A 22,080-nucleotide genomic window follows, 5' to 3' on the forward strand; every position below is an offset into this window, starting at 1 on the left:
CGTACACCGGTCGGCCGGCCGAAGCGGATGACAAATCACATGGGCCAGGGCGAAACACGGGTCCGCCGCCGTCAGGACGTGGGTCAGCGTAAGTGTCGTACGACCGGCTCACAAGATCGAAAAGCAACTCGGATAGCTGCTATACATCTTTAGATATAGGAAACGGTGGTGGGTTACTATCCCGCCGGATATTGCCGTTACGCCGGGTTTCGGAAAGGGGGGTGCGGAGTGGACTTGAGGCGGGTGGATCTCAACCTGCTTGTCGTCCTCGACGTGCTTCTTTCCGAGTGCAACGTGACCCGCGCGGCCGAACGACTGAACATGTCGCAGCCGGCGACCAGCACGGCGCTCGCTCGTCTCCGGAAGCAGTTCGACGACCCACTGCTGGTGAAGAACGGCCGCACGTTGCGCCTCACTCCGCGGGCACAGGCCCTGATCGGGCCCCTGCGGAGCGTATTGCACACGCTGGAACGGTCGATACTCTCCGAACCGACCTTCGATCCGACCGTGGATTCACGCGTGTTCACGCTCATGACAGGCGATTACGCCGAGGTCACGTTGCTCCGCATGCTCATGCGGCGGGGGCACCCGGCCAACGTGCGATTCGATCTGCGTCCCCTCACCAAGGCGTCCCTCGCAGCGTTCCACCGGCACGAAACCGACCTCGCGGTGCTGCCGGAACACCTTCTCGACGCACCCGAGTTCGAGCGGTGCCGGCGCACCGAGGTCCTGACCGACAGATACGTGGGCGCCGTCTGGTCCGGGCATCCGTACATCGGGACGGAACTGAATCGCGACGTGCTCTCCCACTATCCGTTCCTGTCGTATCTGCAGTACGACGACGACACGGCTCTGGCGCGAGCGTTGTTGCGCGCCGGGATCGTGACACGGACGGGGGCGTCCACGACGAGTATCGCGGTGCTCCCCTTCGCGCTCGAACACACCGTGTTCGTCACGCTCCTGCCCGAGAGAATGGCTGAACGAATCGCGGGAGTGGCGTCCCTGCGGATCCTCGAGCCCGCCTTCGAATTGCCTCCGCTCAGCGAATATGCAGTCTGGCACGAGGAATCCGAATCGGATCCCGCCCACGTGTGGCTCCGTGCCCAAATCGATGCGTCGCAGCGACTACGCGTTCCCGCCGGGCAACCGGCCTGACCGAGGCGCCTCGGCCACGAATTCTCTCCGCCGATCCGCGTTTGTCGGATCGTCCAAACGACCGGAGACCACGTCTCGGGAAGTTTGTAGCGCGTACGGCACCGCCGGCTCCCTTCATCCGCGATCGTGGTGACGAGAGAGAGGAGTGCCGTGCCGTACACCTGTGCCGACTTCGATGCGCTCTGTGCCCGTGACGCAGCCGCAGCCCTGTCCGAGTGCTGTTCCAGCAGGACGTGGACCGAGCGACTCGTGCAAGGCCGCCCCTACCTGAGTCGCGCCGCGCTGCTGCGCGCGTCCGATGCGGTGACAGCGGCGCTGACTCGGGACGATCTCGCCGAAGCGCTCGCGGGGCACCCACGGATCGGTGAACGGTCGGACCACGCATCGTCGAAGCGCGAGCAGGCATCGGTCGCGAGCGCGGACGCACATATCCGCGATGCACTGGTGGCAGGTAACCGCAAGTACGAGGAGCGTTTCGGGCACGTGTACCTCGTGCGTGCCGCAGGACGATCCGCGGACGAACTCCTGTCGATTCTGCAGCGGCGCCTCACTCACGATTCCGAGACCGAGTGGCGCGAGACGCGAGCGACGCTTGCCGAGATCAACCGATCGAGACTCGAGTTGCTCGTCACCGACGATTCCGTCGAATCAGGAAAGGAAGGTGTGAGGTGAGCACCGTCAGCACCCACGTTCTCGACGCCACCCGTGGAGCGCCGGCCTCCGGAGTCGAGGTCACGCTCTCGTCCGCCGGAGCGGAACTCGCGAGTGCTCGCACCGACGACGACGGGCGAATTTCCGAATTCCAGGTTCCCGCACTGGAACCCGGTACGTACACGCTGACCTTCGCCACCGGCGAGTACTTTGCGCGGCGGCACACCGAGACCTTCTACCCGGAGGTTACCGTCACCTTCCGGGTCGGCGGTGCCGGCAAAGTCCATGTGCCACTGCTGCTGTCGCCTTTTTCCTACTCCACCTATCGAGGGAGCTGACCCGTGAGTGAACTGACCGGAAAGATCGTGCTGGGCGCCAACCGCTACGGCAAGGCGGAGAACCGCGTGGTACGGATCTATCGGGACACTGCCCGCCACGAGATCCGCGACCTCAACGTGTCGACCTGCCTCCGCGGAGACTTCGACGCGGCACACCTCGAAGGCGACCAAGGTGCGGTGCTCCCGACCGACACACAGAAGCAGACGGTGTACGCGTACGCGAAGAGCAAGGGCGTCGAGTTCGTCGAAACCTACGCGCTCGAACTCGCGCGGCACTTCGTCGACGACGTCGAACCAGTCCGCGCCGCCCGCGTCGAGATCGACGACTACGCGTGGCAACGGGTGACGATCGACGGTGTCGAACACGATCACACGTGGACCCGCACCGGACCGGAGGTCCGCACGGTTTCGGTGACGGTCGAGGGAACCGGGCGGGAGCGACGGGAGTGGGTGATCGGCGGAGTCAAGGATCTCGTCGTACTCAAGTCGACCGGATCCGAATTCTCGGGTTTTCTCACCGACCCGTACACGGTCCTGGAACCGACTGCCGACCGTGTGATGGCAACCAGTCTGGTCGCACAGTGGCGATTCACGACCGACGACGTCGACTGGGATGTCACCTACGCAGGTATCAAGGCCACGATGCTCGAGCGTTTTGCGAACCTTCAATCGAAGGCACTGCAACAAACTCTCTTCGAGATGGGCCGGGCAGTGCTGGAGAAGTATCCGGTGATCGCGGAGATTCGCATGTCGGCGCCCAACAAGCATCATTTCGTCTACGACCTCGAAAGATTCGGAGTCACGAACTCGAACGAGGTATTCCACGCCGACGACCGGCCCTACGGCCTGATCCAGGCGACGGTTCAGCGGGAGGACGCACCCGAGGCCGGAAGCGCGTGGGAGCGGTTCGTCGACTGGATGTGACGACGTGAGGGCGTCACGGAGTGGCGGTGGGTGCCGGTAGTCGCGGCACGCACCGCCACTTTTCGTTGTCACCGGGTGGCCGGGAGACTTTTTCGGACGCGTACCCATCCGTTCGTACCCCGGCTCCGAATCGCTGCCAGACGGTACCGGACCGTCTCCGTTCCGAAACGCGTCGGCACGGTGGCAGCGAGACGAGGTGGCCCACATGCGCGCACTGGTAGAAGCCGGTTTTCCGGCAGTTCACCCCGCTGGTCGAGTTCGACACGTGGTCGCTCACCGTCGTGCCGGCGTGAGATGAGGCCTCTCATGTCCCCTTCTGCCTCCGGTTCCCCCCGGCATCACGGCCCGTACACCTCGGGTATCGGGTTTCTGCAAATGTTCATGGACGCCCAACGGGTGGATCCCGCCGTGTCGGCCGACTCCGTCGAGGACTCGGGTAAGGACACGAACGCCCCGGACGAGCGGCGGCAGCAATGAGTGTGGTCCCGCCGCATCGGCCCGGCGGTACGAGGAGCGCCGTCGGCGTGAACCGCACGGACGTGCGTGAGGACGAGTCGACCGGCGTGCGTCGATGAACCGCGTCGTGTGGGGGATCGTCGTGGGTGCGCTGCTCGCCCAGATCGTCTATCCCCTCGTGTCCGGTACGTCGAGGGATGCCGTCACCGTGGCGGTGGTGCTCCTGCTCGCCGCCGCGTCGGTGGTGCATGCCGCCGTCACACGGGGTCCCGTGTGGGCCGTGGTGCTGGTCGCCTCGACCGCGGGACTCGGTCTCGTGTCCGAGATCGTCGGCACTGCGACCGGGTTCCCTTTCGGAAGCTACTTCTATGCGACCGGACGGCTCGGGCCCGAGATCGTGGGCGTTCCGGCGGTGGTCCCCTTGGCGTGGACCGCCGGCTTCTATCCGATCTGGTGTGCCGCGTCGTACGTCCTCCGGCATTCCCCGGTGCCGCCGGACAGGCGAGCGTTCGGGCGGGTCCTCGTGGTTGCCGTGGGGATGGTGGGGTGGGATCTGTACCTCGACACCCAGATGGTGACCGACGGTCAGTGGACCTGGACCTCGGGCAACGCCGGGTTACCCGGCATTCCGTTCATCCCGTACACCAACTACCTCGGCTGGTTCGCTACCGCTCTGATCATGGCGATCGTCGTCGACAGGGTGGGAGGACGCGCCGAGTCGCCCAGGACGAGTGGCCGGCGAATCTCGGATGCGGCACCGCTGGTGCTGTTCCTCTGGACCTGGCTCGGATCGGCATTCGCGCACGCGTTCCTGCTCGAGGGCGACGAACTGCGCTATTCCGCGCTCTACGGGTTCTGTGTCATGGGGGTCGTGGGTGTCCCCGTGGTGGCCATGCGCATTCGACGAGCCGGAAAGGCCACGGTGAAGACATGATCGCAACGACTATGCCCGCTCCGGGAGAGAAGAGCCGAGGAATGACCAGCGCGATACCCAGCCGAGTCGATACCGTCGTGCCGATGGGTGGCCGATCATGAAGACGATCCCCGGGCCCGTCGATTCCGTGGTCGTGGTGGGGGCAGGACTCTCCGGTCTCGCTGCGGCGCTGTACCTTACGGGCGCGGGTAAACGCGTCACCGTGCTCGAGCGCGACAACACGGTGGGTGGCCGGGTCGGGACCTATCCGGTGTACGACGACTCCGGCAAGCCCCTCTACACCATCGACAACGGCGCCAGCGTGCTCACGATGCCGGACCTGATCTCCGATGCGCTCGCCGCTGTCGGCGAGTCGTTCGATTCCACGACTCCCACAGTCGAACTGAGCGCACTGTCTCCCAGCTACCACGCTCGCTACGCCGACGGCAGTGCTCTCGACGTGTACGCCGATCCCACGGAGATGTCCGCCGAAGTCGAAAAAGTCTGCGGTCCAGGCGAAGTCGACGGGTATCGCCGATTGCGAGGCTGGCTCGCCAGCATCTTCGATACGGAGTTCGACCGGTACATCGCGTCGAACTTCGATTCGCCTCTCGACCTCGTCGGGTCGCGCGCAGCGCTGCGCGACACCGCCAGGCTGGCATTGATCGGCGGTTTCGGCCGCCTGGGCTCCCGGATCGCCTCGTTCGTCCGGGACGATCGGCTACGCCGGATCTTCACCTTCCAGTCGCTCTACGCCGGGGTCGCCCCGTCGAAAGCGCTCGGTGTGTACGGCGCTATCGCCCATATGGACACCTCGCTCGGGGTCTACTTCCCCGCGGGCGGAATGTCGGCTGTCGCAGAGTCCATGGCCGATGCGCTCACCCGTCACGGCGGAGCGCTCCACACCTCGGCCGAAGTGTCGGAACTGGAGATCCGCAACGATCGCGTGACGGCCGTCCTGACGTCCGACGGTCGCCGTGTCGAGTGCGACGCACTCGTCCTCACCCCGGACCTCCCGATCGTCGACCGCTTGCTCGATCGGGCCGGTGTGACGAGCAGCGGCAGGAAGCGGGGTTATTCCGTCGTGTCGCCGTCCGCAGTCGTCTTCCACGGCACCGTTCCCACCGAGGTCACGCAGTCGTGGCCGTCGAGCGCGCACCACACCATCGATTTCGGCGAGCAGTGGGCGGAGACCTTCGCACGTATCACCGCCGGTCCTGGCCGTGGACAGTTGATGGAGGACCCGTCGTTGCTGATCACCCGCCCGGCGGTCACCGACCCCGCCTTGCGGATGGTGCGTAACGGTGTCCTCAGCGAACCGGTGTCGATCTTGGCGCCGTGCCCGAACCTCGCGTCCGCGCCCATCGACTGGAACCGCCGCGCCGTGCCCTACCTGCGAGAGATCCAGATCGTCCTCGAGCAGCGGGGTTACTGCGGCCTGACCGCTGCGATGGTGGTCGACCACCTCGATACCCCGCAGACGTGGCGCGACAAAGGCATGCTCGAAGGCAGTCCGTTCTCCTCCGCCCATGTTTTCCGCCAGACCGGACCTTTCCGGCGCAAGAACATGGTCGGCGGCGTGGACAATGTGGTGCTGGCGGGCTCGGGTACCACCCCCGGCGTCGGAGTACCCACCGTGCTCGTGTCGGGGCGCCTTGCCGCCGAGCGGATCGTCGGATCGGCGACGAGCGAGCGGCCGCGTCGGACCGCCGTCACACAGTCGGTGCGCTCCGAGGAGGTAGTCGAGCATGGGTGAACTCGCCGGAATCGATCCCGGACTGCACGAGGCGTACCGGGTGTGCCGCGAACTGAACGAGCGCCACGGGAAGACCTATTTCCTTGCGACAAGGCTCCTTCCGGCATCCAAGCGTGCGGGCGTACATGCTCTCTACGGGTTTGCGCGGATGGTCGACGACGTCGTCGATGTCGAGGTCGACTCCGATCGGGCGGCCGCCGCGAAGGTCGATGCCTTCGAGGATCGGATCCGGGCCGCTTTCGGTGGCGCACCTCTGGGGCGGAGCCGGCCCGATCTCGTGCTCGGAGCGCTGGTGGATACCGCCGCGCGGTACGACATTCCGCACAGCTACTTCTATGCCTTCCTGCATTCGATGCGCATGGACATACCGGGGACCGTGATGTTCCGCCCGCGCTACCGCACGATGGACGAGTTGTCGGAATACATGTACGGATCCGCGGCCGTCATCGGTCTGCAGATGCTTCCGATCCTGGGTACGGAGACGGATCGGGACAAGGCTGCGCGGCCGGCCGCCGCACTCGGCGAAGCCTTCCAGCTCACGAACTTCATCCGGGATATGGGCGAAGACCTCGACCGCGACCGGATCTACCTGCCGACCGACGAGTTGAAGGCTTTCGGTGTCGACGAGGATCTTCTCCGATACTGCCGGACGACCGGCCGGAACGATGCCAGGCTCGAGCGGGCACTCGCGCACCTGATCGCGCACACCCGGTCGGTGTACCGCGAGGCAGACCCGGGGATCGACATGCTCGATCGATCGGTACGCCCGGGGATGCGCACAGCGTTCGTGCTGTACCGCGACATTCTCCGGGAGGTCGAGGACGGCGGATATCGTGTACTTCATCAGCGGGCACGCGTCTCCCGGCGGAGGCGCCTCGCCGTCGCCGCGCCACGATTGGCGGAGGCCGGATGGACCACCTTCCGTACGCGGTCGAGGACAGCGAAGAGCGTGGGTCAGCGGTCGAGTGGAGAGCGGACCCACTCACGACGAGGAACGGACAGAACAGGAACACCATGGAGCAAGTAGTGCTGCTCGACGAGGCGGGGCGCGCCGTCGGCACCGAACCGAAGGCAACCGTCCACACCGCGACAACGCCGTTGCATCTCGCCTTCTCCGCGTACGTCTTCGATGAGAACGGCCGTCTGCTCATCACCCGGCGCGCCCTGGAGAAGCGGACGTGGCCCGGGGTATGGACGAACAGTTGTTGCGGTCACCCGGCGCCGCAGGAGCCGCTCGAACTCGCTGTCCGCAGGCGGCTGGGCCAAGAACTCGGTATCGAACTCGACGACGTCGGCGTTGTGCTCCCGTCCTTCCGGTACAGGGCGGTGATGGACAACGGGATCGTCGAGAACGAAATCTGCCCCGTCTACCGGGCCCTGTACCGGGGATCGCAGCCGGCTCCCGACCCGGCCGAGGTGTGCGGTGTCGACTGGGTGGAGTGGACCGCCTTCGCGGACGCGGTGGTGGACGGGACCCGCGACGTGTCGCCGTGGTGCTACGAGCAGGTGCAGCAACTCCTGCAGCTCGGCGCCGATCCCCTTCGGTGGCCGGTTGCGGACGCCGCAGATCTACCGCCCGCTGCCCCCGACCGCCTGAGCGGGGATCTGCCGCGCCTCGCCTAAGCCTCCTGCACCTGCAGCATCCGGAGCGCCAGGTAAACGTCGAGCCTGTCATCGATCTGGGACAGATCGCGCCCGGTGAGCTTCTCCACCTTGCCGATTCGGTACCGGACCGTGTTGAGGTGCACGTGGATTCGTTCTGCGGTGCGTCGCCACGAGCCACTGCATGCGAGGAACACCTCGAGGGTGGAGAGAAGCCCGCTATCGGTCGACAGGTCGTGATCGAGCACCGGCCCGAGGATCCGTTGAGCGAAATCGTGACGCAACCTGTCCGGTACCGCGGAGAACAACTCCGCCGCCGAGTCCATTGCTGCCGTGCGCACGGACACCGGTTCGCGAATGTCACCGTCGTCCGTGGCGAGCGCGGTGGCGGTGGCGACGGCACCCGCCAGCGACCCGAGCGTGCACGTGGCGCTCGTGCCCACCCGCAATCGTGTGCGCTCGAGCGCCGGGACGACTCGGGCGAGCCGCCGACGAAGCACTGCGTGAACCTCGTCGGCGTCGCCGGCGACGGTCAGGACGACCCGGTCCCCGTCCAGCGCGCTCACGCACCCCGGCAGTGCGTCGCAGAGCGTGTCGCGAAGCGCCCGTAGCCGTTCGGCGGTGGCCGCAGCGGCCCGGTCGTCGTGGGACACCCGGCGCGCGACCACCGCGACAAGTGGACGTCCCGAATCGAATGTTGCTGCCGCAGTGGACACCAGCCCGGAACTGTCTCCGGCGTCCCAGGCGGTGCGCCGGCGTTCGTCTCGGCGAACCCGGTCGAGTGCCGCCACCGTGGCGAGTTCCCGGAACGCCTCGAGGCAGTCCGCGCGCGCGTCGCCCGTGTGCCGTACCACCAGCAGCCAGCAGGATGTGCGGTCGCGAAGGCCACCGCCCACGGAGAGCACCGTGTAGTCGGCGGTCGCGTGGGGAAGCCGCTCGGCGGACAAGGCCGCCGCGACGAGCCGGTCCACGATGTCGTCGTCGAGGGGTGCCGCGCCGGCGAGAGGCACTCCGGTGGCGGTGAGCAGCCACGCCTGCGCCCCGAATTCCTGGGCGGTGCGGTCGAGCAGGTCGCCGATGCTGCGACCGTCGGCGACCGCTTCGAGCAACCGCCGCTGCCGCGCGAGTCCGTTCTGCAGACGGTCCATGCGCGCGCCGGACATGCGTGCGGTCATCCGCTCGATGATCCGGCTGAACGGCACGTCCGCGGGGACCGAGAGCAACGGCAGCCGATGCCGGGCGCACGCGGCGACCACGTCCTCGGGCACCTCACCGAGCAGGGCCTCCCCCGCGGCGAGCGCAGTCACGCCCACGCGCGCGAGGTGTTTGACGAACAGATCCGAGTCTTCGGCAGACGCCCGCCACACCAGCCCCGAGAACACCAGCGACCCCGCGCTGACGTACCGGGTGGGGTCGGGCATATCGGTGGTACAGGTTCGCAGTACCGGCCGTTCGAGCATCGCGGGGTCGCCGTGGAGAACCCGGATTCCGAGTTCGGCATCGTCGAGTACATCGTGAAGAAGCACTGCACCACCTCCGTGCGCGGGCCTTTGGACGATCGCACAATACGAAGCGGGCATTTCGTTGCGGTTTCGTACACGGTGCCCGGGGTGTTGCGTCTCGAGCAGGAGTTCACTGGTAGGTGCCCGCCGACGTGAGGAGCAACCGTGCACACTCGCCCTACCACCCGACCGATCGTGATCCGTGGTGCGCACGTGGTCACGATGGATGCCGGTCGCGCCGAATACCGCAGCGGTCACGTCGTGGTCGACGGAAACAGGATCGTCGCGGTCGGCGACGGCGAACCGCTCGGGTACGACGACGCGCAGATCGTGGACGGCGCCGGATGCATTCTCACTCCCGGGCTCGTCAATACCCACCACCACCTCTACCAGTGGATCACCCGCGGTCTGGCCGTCGATCACACGCTGTTCGAGTGGCTGACCACTCTGTATCCCATCTGGGGCGGCATCGACGCCGATATGGTGCATGTCGCGGCGAAGGGTGCCCTCGCGCACCTGCTGAAGACCGGATGCACCACCAGCACCGATCATCACTACGTCGTCCCCCGCGACGGGGGTGACGTCTTCGGGGCCGAGATCGCCGCGGCGGCAGAGGTCGGTATCCGGTTCCACCCCTGCCGCGGTTCGATGGACCTGGGCGCGAGCGCGGGGGGACTCCCGCCGGATCACATCGTCGAGGACCTCGACGCGATCCTCGCCGGCAGTCAGGACGCCGTCCAGCGGTGGCACGATCCGTCGTTCGATTCGATGCTCCGCGTCGCGCTGGCCCCGTGCTCCCCGTTCTCCGTGACCGGGGAACTGCTGAAACAGTCCGCGGTGCTCGCCCGCGATCTCGGCGTCCGCTTGCACACGCACCTTGCGGAAACCCTCGACGAGCAGGACTTCTGCCTCGAGAGGTTCGGGTGCAACCCCGTCGAGTACATGGAATCTCTCGGCTGGACTGGGCCGGATGTGTGGTACGCGCACGCAGTACATCTCGACGACCGCGACATCGGGGTGCTCGCGGCCTCGGGCACGGGTGCGGCGCACTGTCCGACATCCAACGCGCGTCTCGGTGCGGGTATCGCGCGCGCCGCCGACCTCTACGCGGCAGGAGTTCCGCTCGGACTCGGGGTGGACGGCGCGGCGAGCAACGAATCGTGCTGCATGCTCGAAGAGGCCCACCACGCCGCGCTGTTCGCACGCGCTCGAAGCGGACCGCGGGCAATGACCGTTCGGCAGAGTCTCGCGCTCGCGACCATCGGCGGTGCGCGCGTCCTGGGTCGTGAGAACGAGATCGGCTCTCTCGAGGTGGGCAAGCTCGCCGATCTCGCTCTGTGGCGGCTCGACACACTCGCTCATTCCGGGATCGCGGACCCGGTCGCGGCGCTCGTACTGGGGTCGCAGCCTCCCCTGGATCTGCTTCTCGTCAACGGACGCGAGGTGGTACGCAACGATCGGGTGCTCACCGTCGACACCGACGTCGTCGCTCGCGGCGTGGCGGACGCGCACACCCGCCTCGTCTCCAAAGCGGGGTAACGCCATGGATCTGCACACCGTGACGGACTACACCGTGGCGCGGACACGTGAGGATCTCACCTGGGGACCGGGCACGGCGTTCGTCGGAGGCGGCACGTGGCTGTTCTCGGAACCGCAACCACACGCGCGTCGCCTCGTCGACCTGTCGGGGCTGGGCTGGCCCGCGACGGTGATCGACGACCCCGGCCTCGAAGTGGCCGCGACCTGCACGGTCGAGGAACTCTCGAGGCTCTCCGAGACCACGACGTGGCAGGCCGCACCATTGTTCGGGCAGTGCGCCGACGCCCTGCTCGCCTCGTGGAAGATCTGGAAGCGTGCCACCGTCGGTGGCAACATCTGCCTGTCGCTGCCCGCCGGTGCCATGATTTCCCTCGCGGTCGCGCTCGACGCCGACGCGGTGATCTGGTCCCGAGGGGGCGGTGAGCGACGACTGCCGGTGGCGGAGTTCGTCACCGGCGTCGGCGGCAACCTCCTGCACGACGGAGACATCCTGCGCAGTATCCGTATCGAGGCACCGAAGCTGTCCTCACGCACCGCATTCCGGAAGATCGCCTTGTCTCCGCTGGGCCGGTCCGGTGCCGTGGTCATCGGTCGACGCGACGCCGACGGCGCGTTCGCCCTGTCGGTGACCGCTGCCACCACCCGTCCCCACGTGCTGAGGTTCCCCGATCTGCCCGCTGCGGCGGACCTCGAGGCAGCACTGACCTCTACCGTCGCCGCGGACGCCTACCACGCCGATGTCCACGGGACCCCCCAGTGGCGCAGGGCGGTCACAGCCGTTCTGGCACAGGAAGTCCGGGAGGAGTTGTCATGAGACTGACGGTCAACGGTGACGAGGTCGACGCCGCTCCCCGCCCCGGGCAGTGCCTGCGCACGATGCTGCGAGACCACGAACACTTCGAGGTCAAGAAGGGCTGCGACACGGGTGACTGTGGCGCGTGCTCGGTGCTCGTCGACGGTGAGGCGGTGCATTCGTGCGTCTATCCCGCCGTCCGGGCCGAGGGGCGCGCGGTGACCACGGTGACCGGTCTGGGTACGCCCGACGACATGCATCCCCTGCAACAGCGGTTCGTCGACGCCGCCGGGTTCCAATGCGGATTCTGCACCGCCGGCATGATCGTCACGGCGTCGACGTTCACCGAATCCGACCTCGACGACCTTCCGCGCCGGCTCAAAGGAAACTTGTGCCGCTGCACCGGATATCGTTCCGTCGACGATGCGCTGCGCGGCGTCGGCAACGTCGGGAAGACATGCGGAAAAGCTTTCGGCGCATCCCATCCCGCACCTGCGGGCCCGCGGGTCGTCACCGGTACGGAGCCGTACACGTTCGACACCGTCGTCGACGGCGTGCTGCAAATCGCGACGCTGGGTAGCCCGCACCCGCACGCCCGGATCGTGTCCATCGACACCGTCGCCGCGGAGCAACTGCCGGGCGTGCACGCGGTCCTGTGCTGGCGCGACGCCCCCCAGTTCGCATATTCGACAGCGAGACACGAGAACCGGGAAGAAGATCCGGACGACACCTACCTCTTCGACCGGACGCTTCGATACGTCGGGCAACGGGTTGCGGCGGTCGTCGCCGAGACGGAAGCCCAGGCGCAGGAGGCCTGCCGGCTTCTCCGCGTGGAATACGAGGTCCTGCCCTTCGTGCTCGACCCGGACGAGGCCGCGGCACCCGGTGCCCCGCTGCTGCACGGTGACAAGGGGCCGGAAGCGCGGATCGCCGATGCCTCCCGCAACCTCATCGGAGAGGTGCACGGCGGGTGTGGTGACGTCGAAGCCGGCATCGCCGCGGCTGCGGCCGTGGTGCGCGGGCGCTGGCAGACGCAGCGCGTCCAGCACACCCATCTCGAAACACACGGCGCCGTCGGCTGGCTCGACGACGACGGACGGCTGGTGATCCGCAGTTCCACCCAGGTTCCGTTCCTCGTCCGGGACGAACTGTGCCGGATCTTCGGGCTCGAGCGTCACCGCGTCCGGGTGTTCACCGCCCGCGTGGGCGGGGGATTCGGCGGCAAACAGGAAATGCTCGTCGAGGACGTCGTCGCGGCGGCCGTCCTGCGCACCGGACGCCCGGCGCGGTGGGAGTTCACCCGGGCGGACCAGTTGACGGTCGCGCCGTGTCGTCATCCCATGCGGGTCGACGTCACCGTGGCCGCGGACGCCGACGGAATCCTCACGGCCCTCGCCATCGACGTCCTCAACGACGGCGGCGCGTACGGCAACCATTCGGCGAGCGTGATGTTCCACGGGTGCGGCGAATCGGTCGAGGTGTACCGCTGCCCGAACAAGCGTGTCGACGGCCGGTCGGTGTACACGAACAACCGGCCGTCGGGCGCGTTCCGCGGATACGGTCTCGGACAGGTGGTGTTCGCGGTCGAGTCCGCAATGGACGAACTCGCCCTGGAACTGGACCTCGACCCGTACGAGTTGCGGCGCCGCAACGTGGTGGTTCCCGGCGACGAACTGGTCGCCGCCCATCCCGAGGGCGCCGACCTCGGGTTCGGAAGCTACGGCCTCGACCAGTGCCTCGACCTCGTGCGCAGTGCGATGTCGCGTGCGGACGGGCCACCCGCGCCGGAGGGTCCACGGTGGCGAGTCGGCGAGGGAATGGCGTTGGCGATGATCGCGTCGAACCCGCCCGGCGGGCACATCGCCGACACGTCGATCGAACTCCTGCCGGACGGTACGTTCGTCGCCCGGGTCGGTACCGCGGAATTCGGGAACGGTACGACGACCGTGCACACACAGATTGCCGCGTCGGTGCTCGGGATCGAGCCGGACCGGATCCGCGTCGAACAGTCCGATACCGACGTCACGACGCACGATACGGGCGCGTACGGATCGTCGGGAACGGTCGTCGCGGCGAAGGCCCTGCACGCCGCGGCCCACGCGCTGCGCGGCGATATGGCGAAATGGGCGGCGGAACTGGCCGGCGAATCACCCGACGACGTGGAGTTCACGGCCGGCGGAGCCCAGGTGGGCGGCACAGAGGTGCCGTATGCGGACCTCCTGGAGGCGGCGGGCGGGACCCTGCGCGCCGAAGGCAGCCACGGCGGGCTCCCCCGCTCGTTGTCGTTCAACGTGCAGGGGTTTCGCGTCGCGGTCGACATCGGCACCGGTGAAGTGCGCATCCTGCAGTCCGTCCAGGCAGCCGACGCGGGTGTCGTCGTCAACCCCGAGCAGTGCCGGGGCCAGGTGGAAGGTGGTGTCGCCCAAGCCATCGGCGTCGCGATGTACGAAGAACTCGTCACCGATGCCAGCGGCACCGTCGTCACCGCGACGCTGCGGAACTACCACATTCCGCAGTACGCAGATGTGCCCCGCACCGAGGTGTACTTCGCAGACACCTACGACACCATGGGGCCGATGGGCGCCAAGTCCATGAGCGAGGCGCCGTTCAATCCCGTCGCCCCCGCGCTCGCCAACGCGGTCCGGCGCGCGATCGGAGTGCGGCCACACGAACTACCGCTGTCCCGGGACCGGATCTGGTCACTTCTTGCGGCACCCACTGCACGCTGAACGGTTCCGGCGCCGACGGCGGGACGTCCGGTTCAGGACCACCCCGACCACGAGCGCCACGGCGGCCACCACCCCCACCGGCACGAGTCGCTGGATCACAGAGCCTCGCGCGAACTCCATGAGATCGAGAGCCTCGGCTTCGGGTTGCGGATCGGCGGTCGCGTGCGCCGCGCCCGAATTCGCCGTTCCGGTGGCGGCATCCGCGGGCGGCGCCGGAGCGACGGCACCGGGCGTGGCCGCGGGTGCCGGTGTGGCGGTCTGCGCGGCGTCACCCGCCACGGGTGCGACGAACCCCGCACCGGCCGGTGTCGTGTCGGGAGGTGTCGGAGCCACCGCCGGCGCGCTGGACGGTACCGATTCGTTGGGAGTCGATTCGCTCGGCGTCGAGTCCGCGGCCTCCGGTCCCAGTTTCTTCGACAGACAGGACGCGAACTGTTCGAGGATCTTCCCGCCGACATCGGAGATCATCCCCCGGCCGAACTGAGCAGGCTTGCCCGTGACCGTCATATCGGTGTGGACCGTGCCGTCCGTACGGTCACCGTCGCCGGTGAGAACGATCGTGATGGTCGCGCTGACCGTGCCGTTGCCGCGCGTGTCCTTCGCGTTCGCCTCGATGACCGCCTTGCGGGCCTGCTCGTCCTTTTCGACGTATCGTCCGGTGCCCTTGAAGGTGAGCGCCACCGGCCCGAGCTTGACCTTCACCGTTCCCGTGAACGTGTCCCCCTCGGTCCCGGTGAGCTTCGCCCCGGGCATGCACGGTGCGACCTTCTCGGGGTTCAGCAAGGCGGTCCACACCTCTTCGACGGGTGCTGGAACTGACAAGGTGTGATCGAGTTGCATTGCGTCCTCTCGGATAGTGAAGGTGTCGGAAACGTCAGATTCCGGTTGCTGTCGTCACCGCCCGGCGAGTGAGCACCTGCGCCAGATGGCTGCGGTACTCGGCGTCGGCGTTTCCGTCGGTCATGGGGTCGGTGCCGTCTGTCGCGCGCTCCGCAGCCGCCCTGATCGTGTCCGCCGTGGCGGGCTGCCCGACGAGCGATTCTTCGACACCACGCGCCCGGATCGGCACCGCCGCCATGTTGGTCAGAGCCACCTTGGCGCGTTCGATGGTGCCGCCCGCGACCGACACGGTCGCGGCGACGCCGACGATCGACCATTGTTGTGCTGCGCGATGGAACTTTTCGTACCGGGCGGCCCACTCGGTGTGCTTCGGAATGCGGATCTCCGCGAGGATTTCCCCGGCGTCCAGCGCAGTCGTGAAGTAGTCCTGGAAGAACTCTTCCGCCGTCAGGGTGCGAATGCCCGCGGGGCCGACCACCCGGAGCGTCGCGTCGAGAGCCACGGCCGGAGCGGCGAGGTCACCGGCGGGATCGGCGTGCGCCAACGACCCGCCGAGCGTTCCCCGATGCCGGATCTGTGGGTCCGCGACGGTGGCCGTGGCCTCCGCGAGCAATCGTGCGTGCCGCGCGACGAGCGGGTCGTGCAGAACTTCGTGGTGCGTGGTGGTCGCACCGATCACGATCTCGTCGCCCTCCTCACGGATGCCGCGCAGTTCGGCGACGCGGCCGAGGTCGACGAGCGCCGACGGTGCCGCCAGACGCAACCGCAGGACCGGCATCAGGCTTTGGCCGCCTGCGATGATCTTCGAGTCCTCGCCTGCATCGCGCAGTGCCGTAACCGCCTCGTCGAGGCTGGTGGGCCGGAAATATTCGAACGCGGCCGGAATCATTGCGTGCCTCCCTGTGTACTCGTCCCGTCGCTGCGGGCAGAACGAATGGCATGCCACACCCGCATCGGAGTGCACGGCATCGTGATGTCGCGGACCCCGAACTGCCGTACGGCGTCGAGCACCGCGTTCACCACGGCCGGCGTCGACGCGATGGTGCCGGCCTCGCCGACTCCCTTGACGCCCAACGGGTTCCCCGGAGCCGGTGTGTCGGTGCGGTCGGTGGTGAACGACGGCAGATCCACGGCCGTGGGAAGCAGGTACTCGGCGAACGAGCCGCTGAGCAACGTGCCCGACTCGTCGTGCACCGCTTCCTCGTACAGTGCCTGGGCGATGCCCTGTGCCAGACCTCCGTGCACCTGGCCCTCCACGATGAGGGGATTGACGACGTGCCCGATGTCGTCGACGCAGACGTATTTCCGGATGCGGGCGTGACCCGTCTCGGTGTCGACCTCGATCGCACACAGGTGGGTGCCGTGCGGGAACGAGAAGTTGTCGGGGTCGTAGGTCGCCTCCGAATCGAGGTTCGGTTCGATCCCGTCGGGCAGGTCGTGCGCGGCGAACACGGCGAGCGCAATGTCCGTGAGCCCCACCGACTTCTCGGTTCCCTTGACCCGGAACTGTCCGTCGGTGAAGTCGAGATCGTCCTCCGCGCACTCCATCAGGTGTGCGGCGATCGGATGCGCCTTGGCCACCACCTTCTCGGCCGCCTTCACCACTGCGATTCCGCCGACGGCGAGGGACCGCGAACCGTAGGTGTCGAGACCCCGCGGGGAGGTCTGGGTGTCGCCGTGCAGGACCTCGATGTCCTCGAACGGGATACCGAGTCGATCGGCGACGATCTGGCTCCACGCCGTCTCGTGTCCCTGGCCGTGCGCGGACGCGCCGGTGACCACCTCGACCTTGCCGGTGGGCAGCATGCGGATCGCCGCGTGCTCCCATCCTCCGGCCCCGTACGACAGCGAACCGAGGACGCGCGACGGGGCGAGTCCGCACATCTCGGTGAACGTCGATACCCCGATGCCCAGTTGCACCGGGTCCTTGCGCTCCCGGCGCTCGGCCTGTTCGCGTCGCAGACCGTCGTAGTCCAGCAGTTCGAGCGCTTTCGCGGTGGCCGCCTCGTAGTTGCCGGAGTCGTAGGTCAGGCCCGCGACGGTGTCGAACGGGAACTCCTCGTGCGCGATCCAGTTCTTCTTCCGGAGTTCGATCGGGTCCATCGACAGTTCGACGGCGAGTTCGTCCATGATGCGTTCGATCGCGAAGGTGGCCTCGGGGCGGCCCGCACCGCGGTAGGCATCGGTGGGCACCTTGTTGGTGAACACGTTGGTGCAGGTGAATCGGTAGGCGTCGAACTTGTAGATGCCGTTGAACATGAACGCCCCGAGGATCGGGACGCCGGGCGTGACGAGTCGCAGGTACGCGCCCATGTCCGCCAGCAGGTCCACCTTCAGCCCCGTGACCGTGCCGTCGCGTCTCGCCGCGATGGTGAGTTTCTGGATCTGGTCGCGGCCGTGATGCCCGGCCATCATCGATTCGCTGCGCGTCTCGGTGTACTTGAGGGGCTTGCGCAACCGGCGCGCAATCAGCAGGGTGAGCACCTCTTCCGGTGTCACCTGGAGTTTGCCGCCGAATCCGCCACCCACGTCCGGGGCGATCACCCGCAGGGTGTGCTCGGGGATACCGAGTGTCATCGCGAGCATCAGTTTCAGGATGTGCGGGACCTGCGTGGACGACCACATCGTGGTCTGCGAGGCAGTGGGGTCGACGACCACCGAGCGCGGTTCCATGAACGCCGGGATGAGTCGCTGCTGGCGGAAGGTCCGCTCCACGACGACCTCCGCATCGCGGAGGGTGTCGTCGACGTTGCTCCCGCTCCCGGCTTCCGCCGAATCGAACACCCACGTCGCGCTGCGGTTGGTGCCGAGGTCGGGGTGGAGCACAACGGTGTCGTCGGCGGCCGCCGCGAGGTCGAGCACGACCGGCAGGTCGTCGTAATCCACATCGATCGCGTCGAGTGCGTCGTGCGCTTCGTAGTAGGTGCGGGCGACCACGACCGCCACGGCCTCCCCCGCGAACCTCACGGTGCCGACGGCGAGCGCGGGTGCGGACGGCGTCAGCATGTCCTCGGTGATCTGCCAGGCGCACGGCAGGCTGCCCTGTTCCTCCGCGAGATCCGCGCCGGTGTAGACGGCGACGACACCCGGTTGCTTCTTCGCTTCGTCCACATCGATGTGGGTGATGCGTGCGTGTGCGAACGGGCTACGCAATATCGCCGCATGCAGCATGCCGGGGAGCACGATGTTGTCGGTCCAGTGGGTGCGGCCCGTGACGAGGTGCTCGTCTTCCTTGCGGCGGCGTGCCCTGCCGAGTTCGGATTCGGTACGTGGTTCGGCGGTGCTCGTCATCGTGTGCCTCCCTGCGTTGCCGCCGGTGCCTCGCGCAGGCGCTGCGCGGCGTCCTGTGCGGCGGCGACGATGTTCTGATATCCGGTGCAGCGGCAGAGGTTTCCCTCGAGGCTGTGCCGCACCTGTTCGTCGTCGGGATCGGGGTTGTCCGCGAGCAGGTCGATCGTCGCCATGATCATTCCCGGCGTGCAGAACCCGCATTGCAGAGCATGTTTCTCCCGGAATGCCTCCTGGACGGGATGCAGGGAGCCGTCGACGGACAGTCCTTCGACGGTCGTGACCTCCTGCCCGTCCGCCTGTACCGCGAGCACCGAGCACGACTTGACGCTCTGCCCGTCGAGCAGGACGGTGCACGCGCCGCAGTTGCTCGTGTCGCAGCCGACCACCGTCCCGACTTTTCCCAGCCGGTCTCTGAGATAGTGCACGAGCAGAAGGCGGGGTTCCACGTCGTCGGTATAGGGCGTTCCGTCGACGGTGACAGTGATGCGCATCGAACCTCCAGTGCATGACGCGAGCGACTCCGGTGATACAGATCACTGCCACTTTGCGTCACCGGAGGGGCACGATGACCCGAATCGACGAAATCGGTCGCCGCAGTTCGGGTGGACCAGGAAGACGAGGAACTCGCAGATGGGAATCGCAGCGGTAATCGGCCCCGAACGGACGCTGTCGGTGACCGAGGTCGACCACTCGCCCCTTGCGCCGGGCGAGGTCCGCATCGACGTGGCGTACTGCGGAGTGTGCGGGTCGGATCTGCATCTGTTCTTCGACCCACCGGACCCGCTCACCGGGCACGTGCTGGGGCACGAGTTCGCCGGGGTGGTGAGCGAAATCGCCGCCGACGTGCGCGGATGGGCGGTCGGTGACCGGGTGACGGTCCGGCCGATCGACGAGTGCGGCGACTGCACAGCGTGCCGGAGCGACGACGGGGTGTGTCTCACCGGCGTGGTTCGAGGGCCGGGCCTGGGCCGGCCGGGCGGACTCGCGGAATCGGTCACGGTCCCGTCCCGAATGCTGCACCGGATCCCCGACACCGTGTCCTTGCGCGACGCGGCGCTCACCGAGCCGCTTGCGGTGGCGGTCCGCGCGGTCGGGCGGGCCGAGGTCGCACCGGGCGACGGGGTCGTGGTGTTCGGCGCCGGTCCCATCGGCCTGCTCGCCGTCGAGGTTCTCCGTGCCAGGGGCATCACCGACGTGCTGGTGGTCGAGCCCCACGATGCGCGCCGTGCGCTCGCGAGCGGATCGGGCGTGCGGACGACGACGCCCGACCGGGTGCTCGAGGACGCGGCCGCCTTGTTCGCCGACGGTCCCCGGGCGGTACTGGAGTGCAGCGGAAATCCGAGTTGCGCACAGGATGCCGTCGACGTCCTCGGATATCAGGGTCGTCTGGTGATCGTGGGGATTTCCGGGTTGCCGTCCGAACTCCTGCTGATGCGGTTGGCGATCTTCGAGACCGCGATCGTCGGCTCGACCGCGTACAGCGAGCGCGACTTCGGCGAGGCGCTGGCGCATCTTGCCGCCGGGCGCATCAGGGTCGACACGCTGGTGACGTCCGTGGTCGGTCTCGACGATGCCGACGCGAAGCTGCGCGAACTGTCCGGCGGCACCGGGTCGGACATCAAGGTGCTCGTGCAACCGACCGATCGTGGGCCACACGACCCTCGACATTCGACCTGAGGAGAACAGTCTGTGAGCCGATTCGACGGCAAGATCGCTTTCATCACCGGTGTGGCCCGAGGTCAGGGACGGGCACATGCCGTCCGGCTTGCGCGTGAGGGCGCGCGAATCGTCGGCGTCGATATTGCGGGCCCGCTGCCCGGGGTGCCCTACGAGTCCGCAACACTCGACGATCTCGACGAAACGCGCCGTCTCGTCGAGGCCGAAGGCGGGAAGGCGCACTTGGTGCAGGGCGACACTCGTGATCTCGAGGTGCTGAAGGAGGTCGCGCAGGAGGGCGTGGCACGATTCGGTGGCCTCGATGTCGTCGTCGCCAATGCCGGAATCTGCATTCCGGAGACGTGGGACGAGATCAGCCCCAACAGTTTCCGCGATACCCTCGACATCAACGTCACCGGTACGTGGAACACCGTCACGGCGACTGCACCGCACCTCATCGAGCGTGGCGGTGGCTCGATCATTCTCATCAGTTCACTGGCCGGCGTGAAGATGCAGCCGTTCATGGTGCATTACACGACCAGCAAGCACGCGGTGACCGGGATGGCCCGCGCCTTCGCAGCCGAGCTGGGCCGGCACAATATCCGTGTCAACAGTGTTCATCCGGGTGCGGTGAACACGCCGATGGGCTCCGGCAGCATGCGCGAACGGATCGCCGAAACCGCGGCGACCAACCCCAAGCTCGCGTCGATGACCACCCCGTTCCTCGAGAAATACATGGCGGAACCCGAGGAGGTCGCGGATATGGTGGCGTTCCTCGCCTCCGCCGAATCGACGTTCGTCACCGGACAGCATCTCGGCGTGGACGGCGGTGCTCAGTACTTCTGACCGGCACCAGGCTCGAACATCACAAGTGCTCGTGCGACCGGGTGGCCGGGCCCTACGACGCCTCGCGCATCGTGAGCCCGCCGAGTTCGACCGTGTACGTCTGCGTCGCTTCGTCCCACCGCACGGCATAGGTGGTCGGGTAGAGGCCCGCGCGCTGGTACGCGGCGGGCCGAGGCAGTGGTTCCTCGATCGTGGGCCGGGACGCGAGCCACTCCCGGGTCATCATGGGTTCGATGAACGCCTGCCTGCCGTCCCACGACCCGTAGAGCACCGACTCGGTGAAGTGGTGCTCCGTCTCGGTGGTGTCCAGCCAGTGCAGTCCCATGCCGGGGACAGTCGCTGTCAGCGGATTCCCGTCCGGTGCGTACCCCGGGGGCAGATACCGGGGGTCCGGCAGACGGGGGGCGGCCTGGAAATAACCGGGGGCAAGCGGGTGGATCGATTCCACGGTGGTCCTGTCCAGCAGATAGAAATGCACGTCGAAATGCGGTACGTCGAAACCGTGTTCGGGGTTGTGGCCGCGAGAATTCCAGTCCACCGTGACGTGGTCGAACGGCGTCGCGTTCGCCTCCGCGGGCAGGTCGAGCACGTACGCCTCGGTGACGGGCAATACACCGTCCGGCAGTCCGTCGAGTGCGGCCGCGTCGAGTCGCACCCCGACGGTGGCAGGCGTGCCCTCCGCGTCGAGGGTGATATAGGTGCGGGCGCTGCCGGCACCGACCGGGCGCGCCGGCCCCTCGGCCGCACCAGGGGTGCCGTCGCCCACCGCGGGCGCGGGGGCGACGACCAATCCGACGAATCCCACGGTGACGATCACGGCAAGATGACGGACACGCAGCCGAATATTCATCCGGGGCCCTCGATTTCGGTCGTCGGGCGGCATCGTGTGGATCCTACCGAGGTGCCGATGACGACGAGACGAAGTAGACCGATTCGTGATGCGCGGGCACGGTGGATTTTTGGCGCACACTATGCCGGTGGTGGTGATGCGCCACATGGCCGTGGGCGAAAACGCGGTCCCAAGTCTATGATCTGGCCGACAGCGCCGCCGGTCGTGGTGGTTGGTTCCTCGTACCGAATACCTGAAGG

General features: G+C 67.4%; 20 protein-coding genes. 14 read left to right on the forward strand and 6 right to left on the reverse strand.

Features of this window, described 5'->3' with window-relative positions:
- Window positions 1-228 precede the first annotated feature (228 nt).
- The 9 genes from HF886_RS15715 to idi all read left to right on the forward strand — a co-directional run bounded on the left by HF886_RS15715 (window position 229) and on the right by idi (window position 7,816).
- Window positions 229-1,155, forward strand: coding sequence for a LysR family transcriptional regulator (locus HF886_RS15715; RefSeq protein WP_169621001.1), 927 nt, complete (start codon window positions 229-231; stop codon window positions 1,153-1,155).
- 150 nt (window positions 1,156-1,305) lie between these two features.
- On the forward strand, window positions 1,306-1,827 hold the full coding sequence (gene uraD, locus HF886_RS15720) for a 2-oxo-4-hydroxy-4-carboxy-5-ureidoimidazoline decarboxylase (RefSeq protein WP_169621002.1): 522 nt from the start codon (window positions 1,306-1,308) through the stop codon (window positions 1,825-1,827).
- Window positions 1,824-2,144, forward strand: coding sequence for a hydroxyisourate hydrolase (uraH, locus tag HF886_RS15725; protein WP_169621003.1), 321 nt, complete (start codon window positions 1,824-1,826; stop codon window positions 2,142-2,144). Before uraD ends, uraH begins: the two co-directional genes overlap by 4 nt.
- A gap of 3 nt (window positions 2,145-2,147) precedes the next feature.
- Complete coding sequence (pucL, locus tag HF886_RS15730; RefSeq protein ID WP_169621004.1) at window positions 2,148-3,068, forward strand: factor-independent urate hydroxylase; 921 nt, start codon at window positions 2,148-2,150, stop codon at window positions 3,066-3,068.
- 306 nt (window positions 3,069-3,374) lie between these two features.
- A complete protein-coding gene (locus tag HF886_RS15735; RefSeq protein WP_169621005.1) occupies window positions 3,375-3,545 on the forward strand; it encodes a hypothetical protein in 171 nt (56 codons plus the stop codon).
- Between the two features lie 94 nt (window positions 3,546-3,639).
- On the forward strand, window positions 3,640-4,458 hold the full coding sequence (locus HF886_RS15740) for a carotenoid biosynthesis protein (RefSeq protein ID WP_169652811.1): 819 nt from the start codon (window positions 3,640-3,642) through the stop codon (window positions 4,456-4,458).
- Between the two features lie 97 nt (window positions 4,459-4,555).
- Window positions 4,556-6,193, forward strand: coding sequence for a phytoene desaturase family protein (gene crtI / locus HF886_RS15745; protein WP_169652812.1), 1,638 nt, complete (start codon window positions 4,556-4,558; stop codon window positions 6,191-6,193).
- Complete coding sequence (locus HF886_RS15750; RefSeq protein WP_169652813.1) at window positions 6,186-7,220, forward strand: phytoene/squalene synthase family protein; 1,035 nt, start codon at window positions 6,186-6,188, stop codon at window positions 7,218-7,220. Before crtI ends, HF886_RS15750 begins: the two co-directional genes overlap by 8 nt.
- Window positions 7,208-7,816, forward strand: a complete 609-nt coding sequence (idi, locus tag HF886_RS15755) for an isopentenyl-diphosphate Delta-isomerase (protein ID WP_169652814.1) — start codon at window positions 7,208-7,210, stop codon at window positions 7,814-7,816. Before HF886_RS15750 ends, idi begins: the two co-directional genes overlap by 13 nt.
- On the opposite strand, the gene HF886_RS15760 is transcribed toward idi, so the two are convergent.
- Window positions 7,813-9,321 (reverse strand): PucR family transcriptional regulator, encoded by a 1,509-nt coding sequence (locus HF886_RS15760; RefSeq protein ID WP_296550341.1) that lies wholly within the window; start codon window positions 9,319-9,321, stop codon window positions 7,813-7,815. The genes idi and HF886_RS15760 overlap by 4 nt on opposite strands.
- A 141-nt stretch (window positions 9,322-9,462) precedes the next feature.
- On the opposite strand from HF886_RS15760, the gene HF886_RS15765 reads away from it, so the two are divergent.
- From HF886_RS15765 to HF886_RS15775, 3 genes are read left to right on the forward strand one after another with little or no spacing between them, the layout of a single operon-like run.
- Window positions 9,463-10,836, forward strand: a complete 1,374-nt coding sequence (locus HF886_RS15765; RefSeq protein ID WP_169621011.1) for an 8-oxoguanine deaminase — start codon at window positions 9,463-9,465, stop codon at window positions 10,834-10,836.
- 4 nt (window positions 10,837-10,840) lie between these two features.
- Complete coding sequence (locus HF886_RS15770) at window positions 10,841-11,650, forward strand: FAD binding domain-containing protein (RefSeq protein WP_169621012.1); 810 nt, start codon at window positions 10,841-10,843, stop codon at window positions 11,648-11,650.
- Window positions 11,647-14,358 (forward strand): molybdopterin cofactor-binding domain-containing protein, encoded by a 2,712-nt coding sequence (locus tag HF886_RS15775; protein WP_169652816.1) that lies wholly within the window; start codon window positions 11,647-11,649, stop codon window positions 14,356-14,358. The genes HF886_RS15770 and HF886_RS15775 overlap by 4 nt, the downstream gene beginning before the upstream one ends.
- On the opposite strand, the gene HF886_RS15780 is transcribed toward HF886_RS15775, so the two are convergent.
- From HF886_RS15780 to HF886_RS15795, 4 genes are read right to left on the reverse strand one after another with little or no spacing between them, the layout of a single operon-like run.
- On the reverse strand, window positions 14,329-15,180 hold the full coding sequence (locus HF886_RS15780) for an SRPBCC family protein (RefSeq protein WP_240952206.1): 852 nt from the start codon (window positions 15,178-15,180) through the stop codon (window positions 14,329-14,331). The two genes, HF886_RS15775 and HF886_RS15780, sit on opposite strands and share 30 nt — an antisense overlap.
- A 52-nt stretch (window positions 15,181-15,232) precedes the next feature.
- Window positions 15,233-16,087: a xanthine dehydrogenase family protein subunit M gene (locus HF886_RS15785; protein WP_169652817.1), complete on the reverse strand. Its 855-nt coding sequence runs from the start codon at window positions 16,085-16,087 to the stop codon at window positions 15,233-15,235.
- Window positions 16,084-18,489: a xanthine dehydrogenase family protein molybdopterin-binding subunit gene (locus tag HF886_RS15790; protein WP_169652818.1), complete on the reverse strand. Its 2,406-nt coding sequence runs from the start codon at window positions 18,487-18,489 to the stop codon at window positions 16,084-16,086. Before HF886_RS15790 ends, HF886_RS15785 begins: the two co-directional genes overlap by 4 nt.
- Entirely contained in the window at window positions 18,486-18,980 is a 495-nt protein-coding gene (locus tag HF886_RS15795) for a (2Fe-2S)-binding protein (protein ID WP_169621017.1), read from the reverse strand. The genes HF886_RS15790 and HF886_RS15795 overlap by 4 nt, the downstream gene beginning before the upstream one ends.
- Before the next feature lie 139 nt (window positions 18,981-19,119).
- Here HF886_RS15795 and HF886_RS15800 point away from each other — a divergent pair, with 139 nt between their 5' ends.
- Together HF886_RS15800 and HF886_RS15805 are read left to right on the forward strand one after the other, a co-directional pair.
- Window positions 19,120-20,166, forward strand: a complete 1,047-nt coding sequence (locus tag HF886_RS15800) for an alcohol dehydrogenase catalytic domain-containing protein (protein WP_169652819.1) — start codon at window positions 19,120-19,122, stop codon at window positions 20,164-20,166.
- Between the two features lie 12 nt (window positions 20,167-20,178).
- Window positions 20,179-20,991, forward strand: a complete 813-nt coding sequence (locus tag HF886_RS15805; protein ID WP_169621019.1) for a mycofactocin-coupled SDR family oxidoreductase — start codon at window positions 20,179-20,181, stop codon at window positions 20,989-20,991.
- Between the two features lie 52 nt (window positions 20,992-21,043).
- On the opposite strand, the gene HF886_RS15810 is transcribed toward HF886_RS15805, so the two are convergent.
- Window positions 21,044-21,841, reverse strand: coding sequence for a DUF5602 domain-containing protein (locus HF886_RS15810; protein ID WP_169652820.1), 798 nt, complete (start codon window positions 21,839-21,841; stop codon window positions 21,044-21,046).
- Window positions 21,842-22,080: the final 239 nt, after the last annotated feature.

Origin of the sequence: Rhodococcus sp. 105337, assembly GCF_012844225.1 — a bacterium.
Taxonomy (GTDB): Bacteria; Actinomycetota; Actinomycetes; order Mycobacteriales; family Mycobacteriaceae; genus Rhodococcus.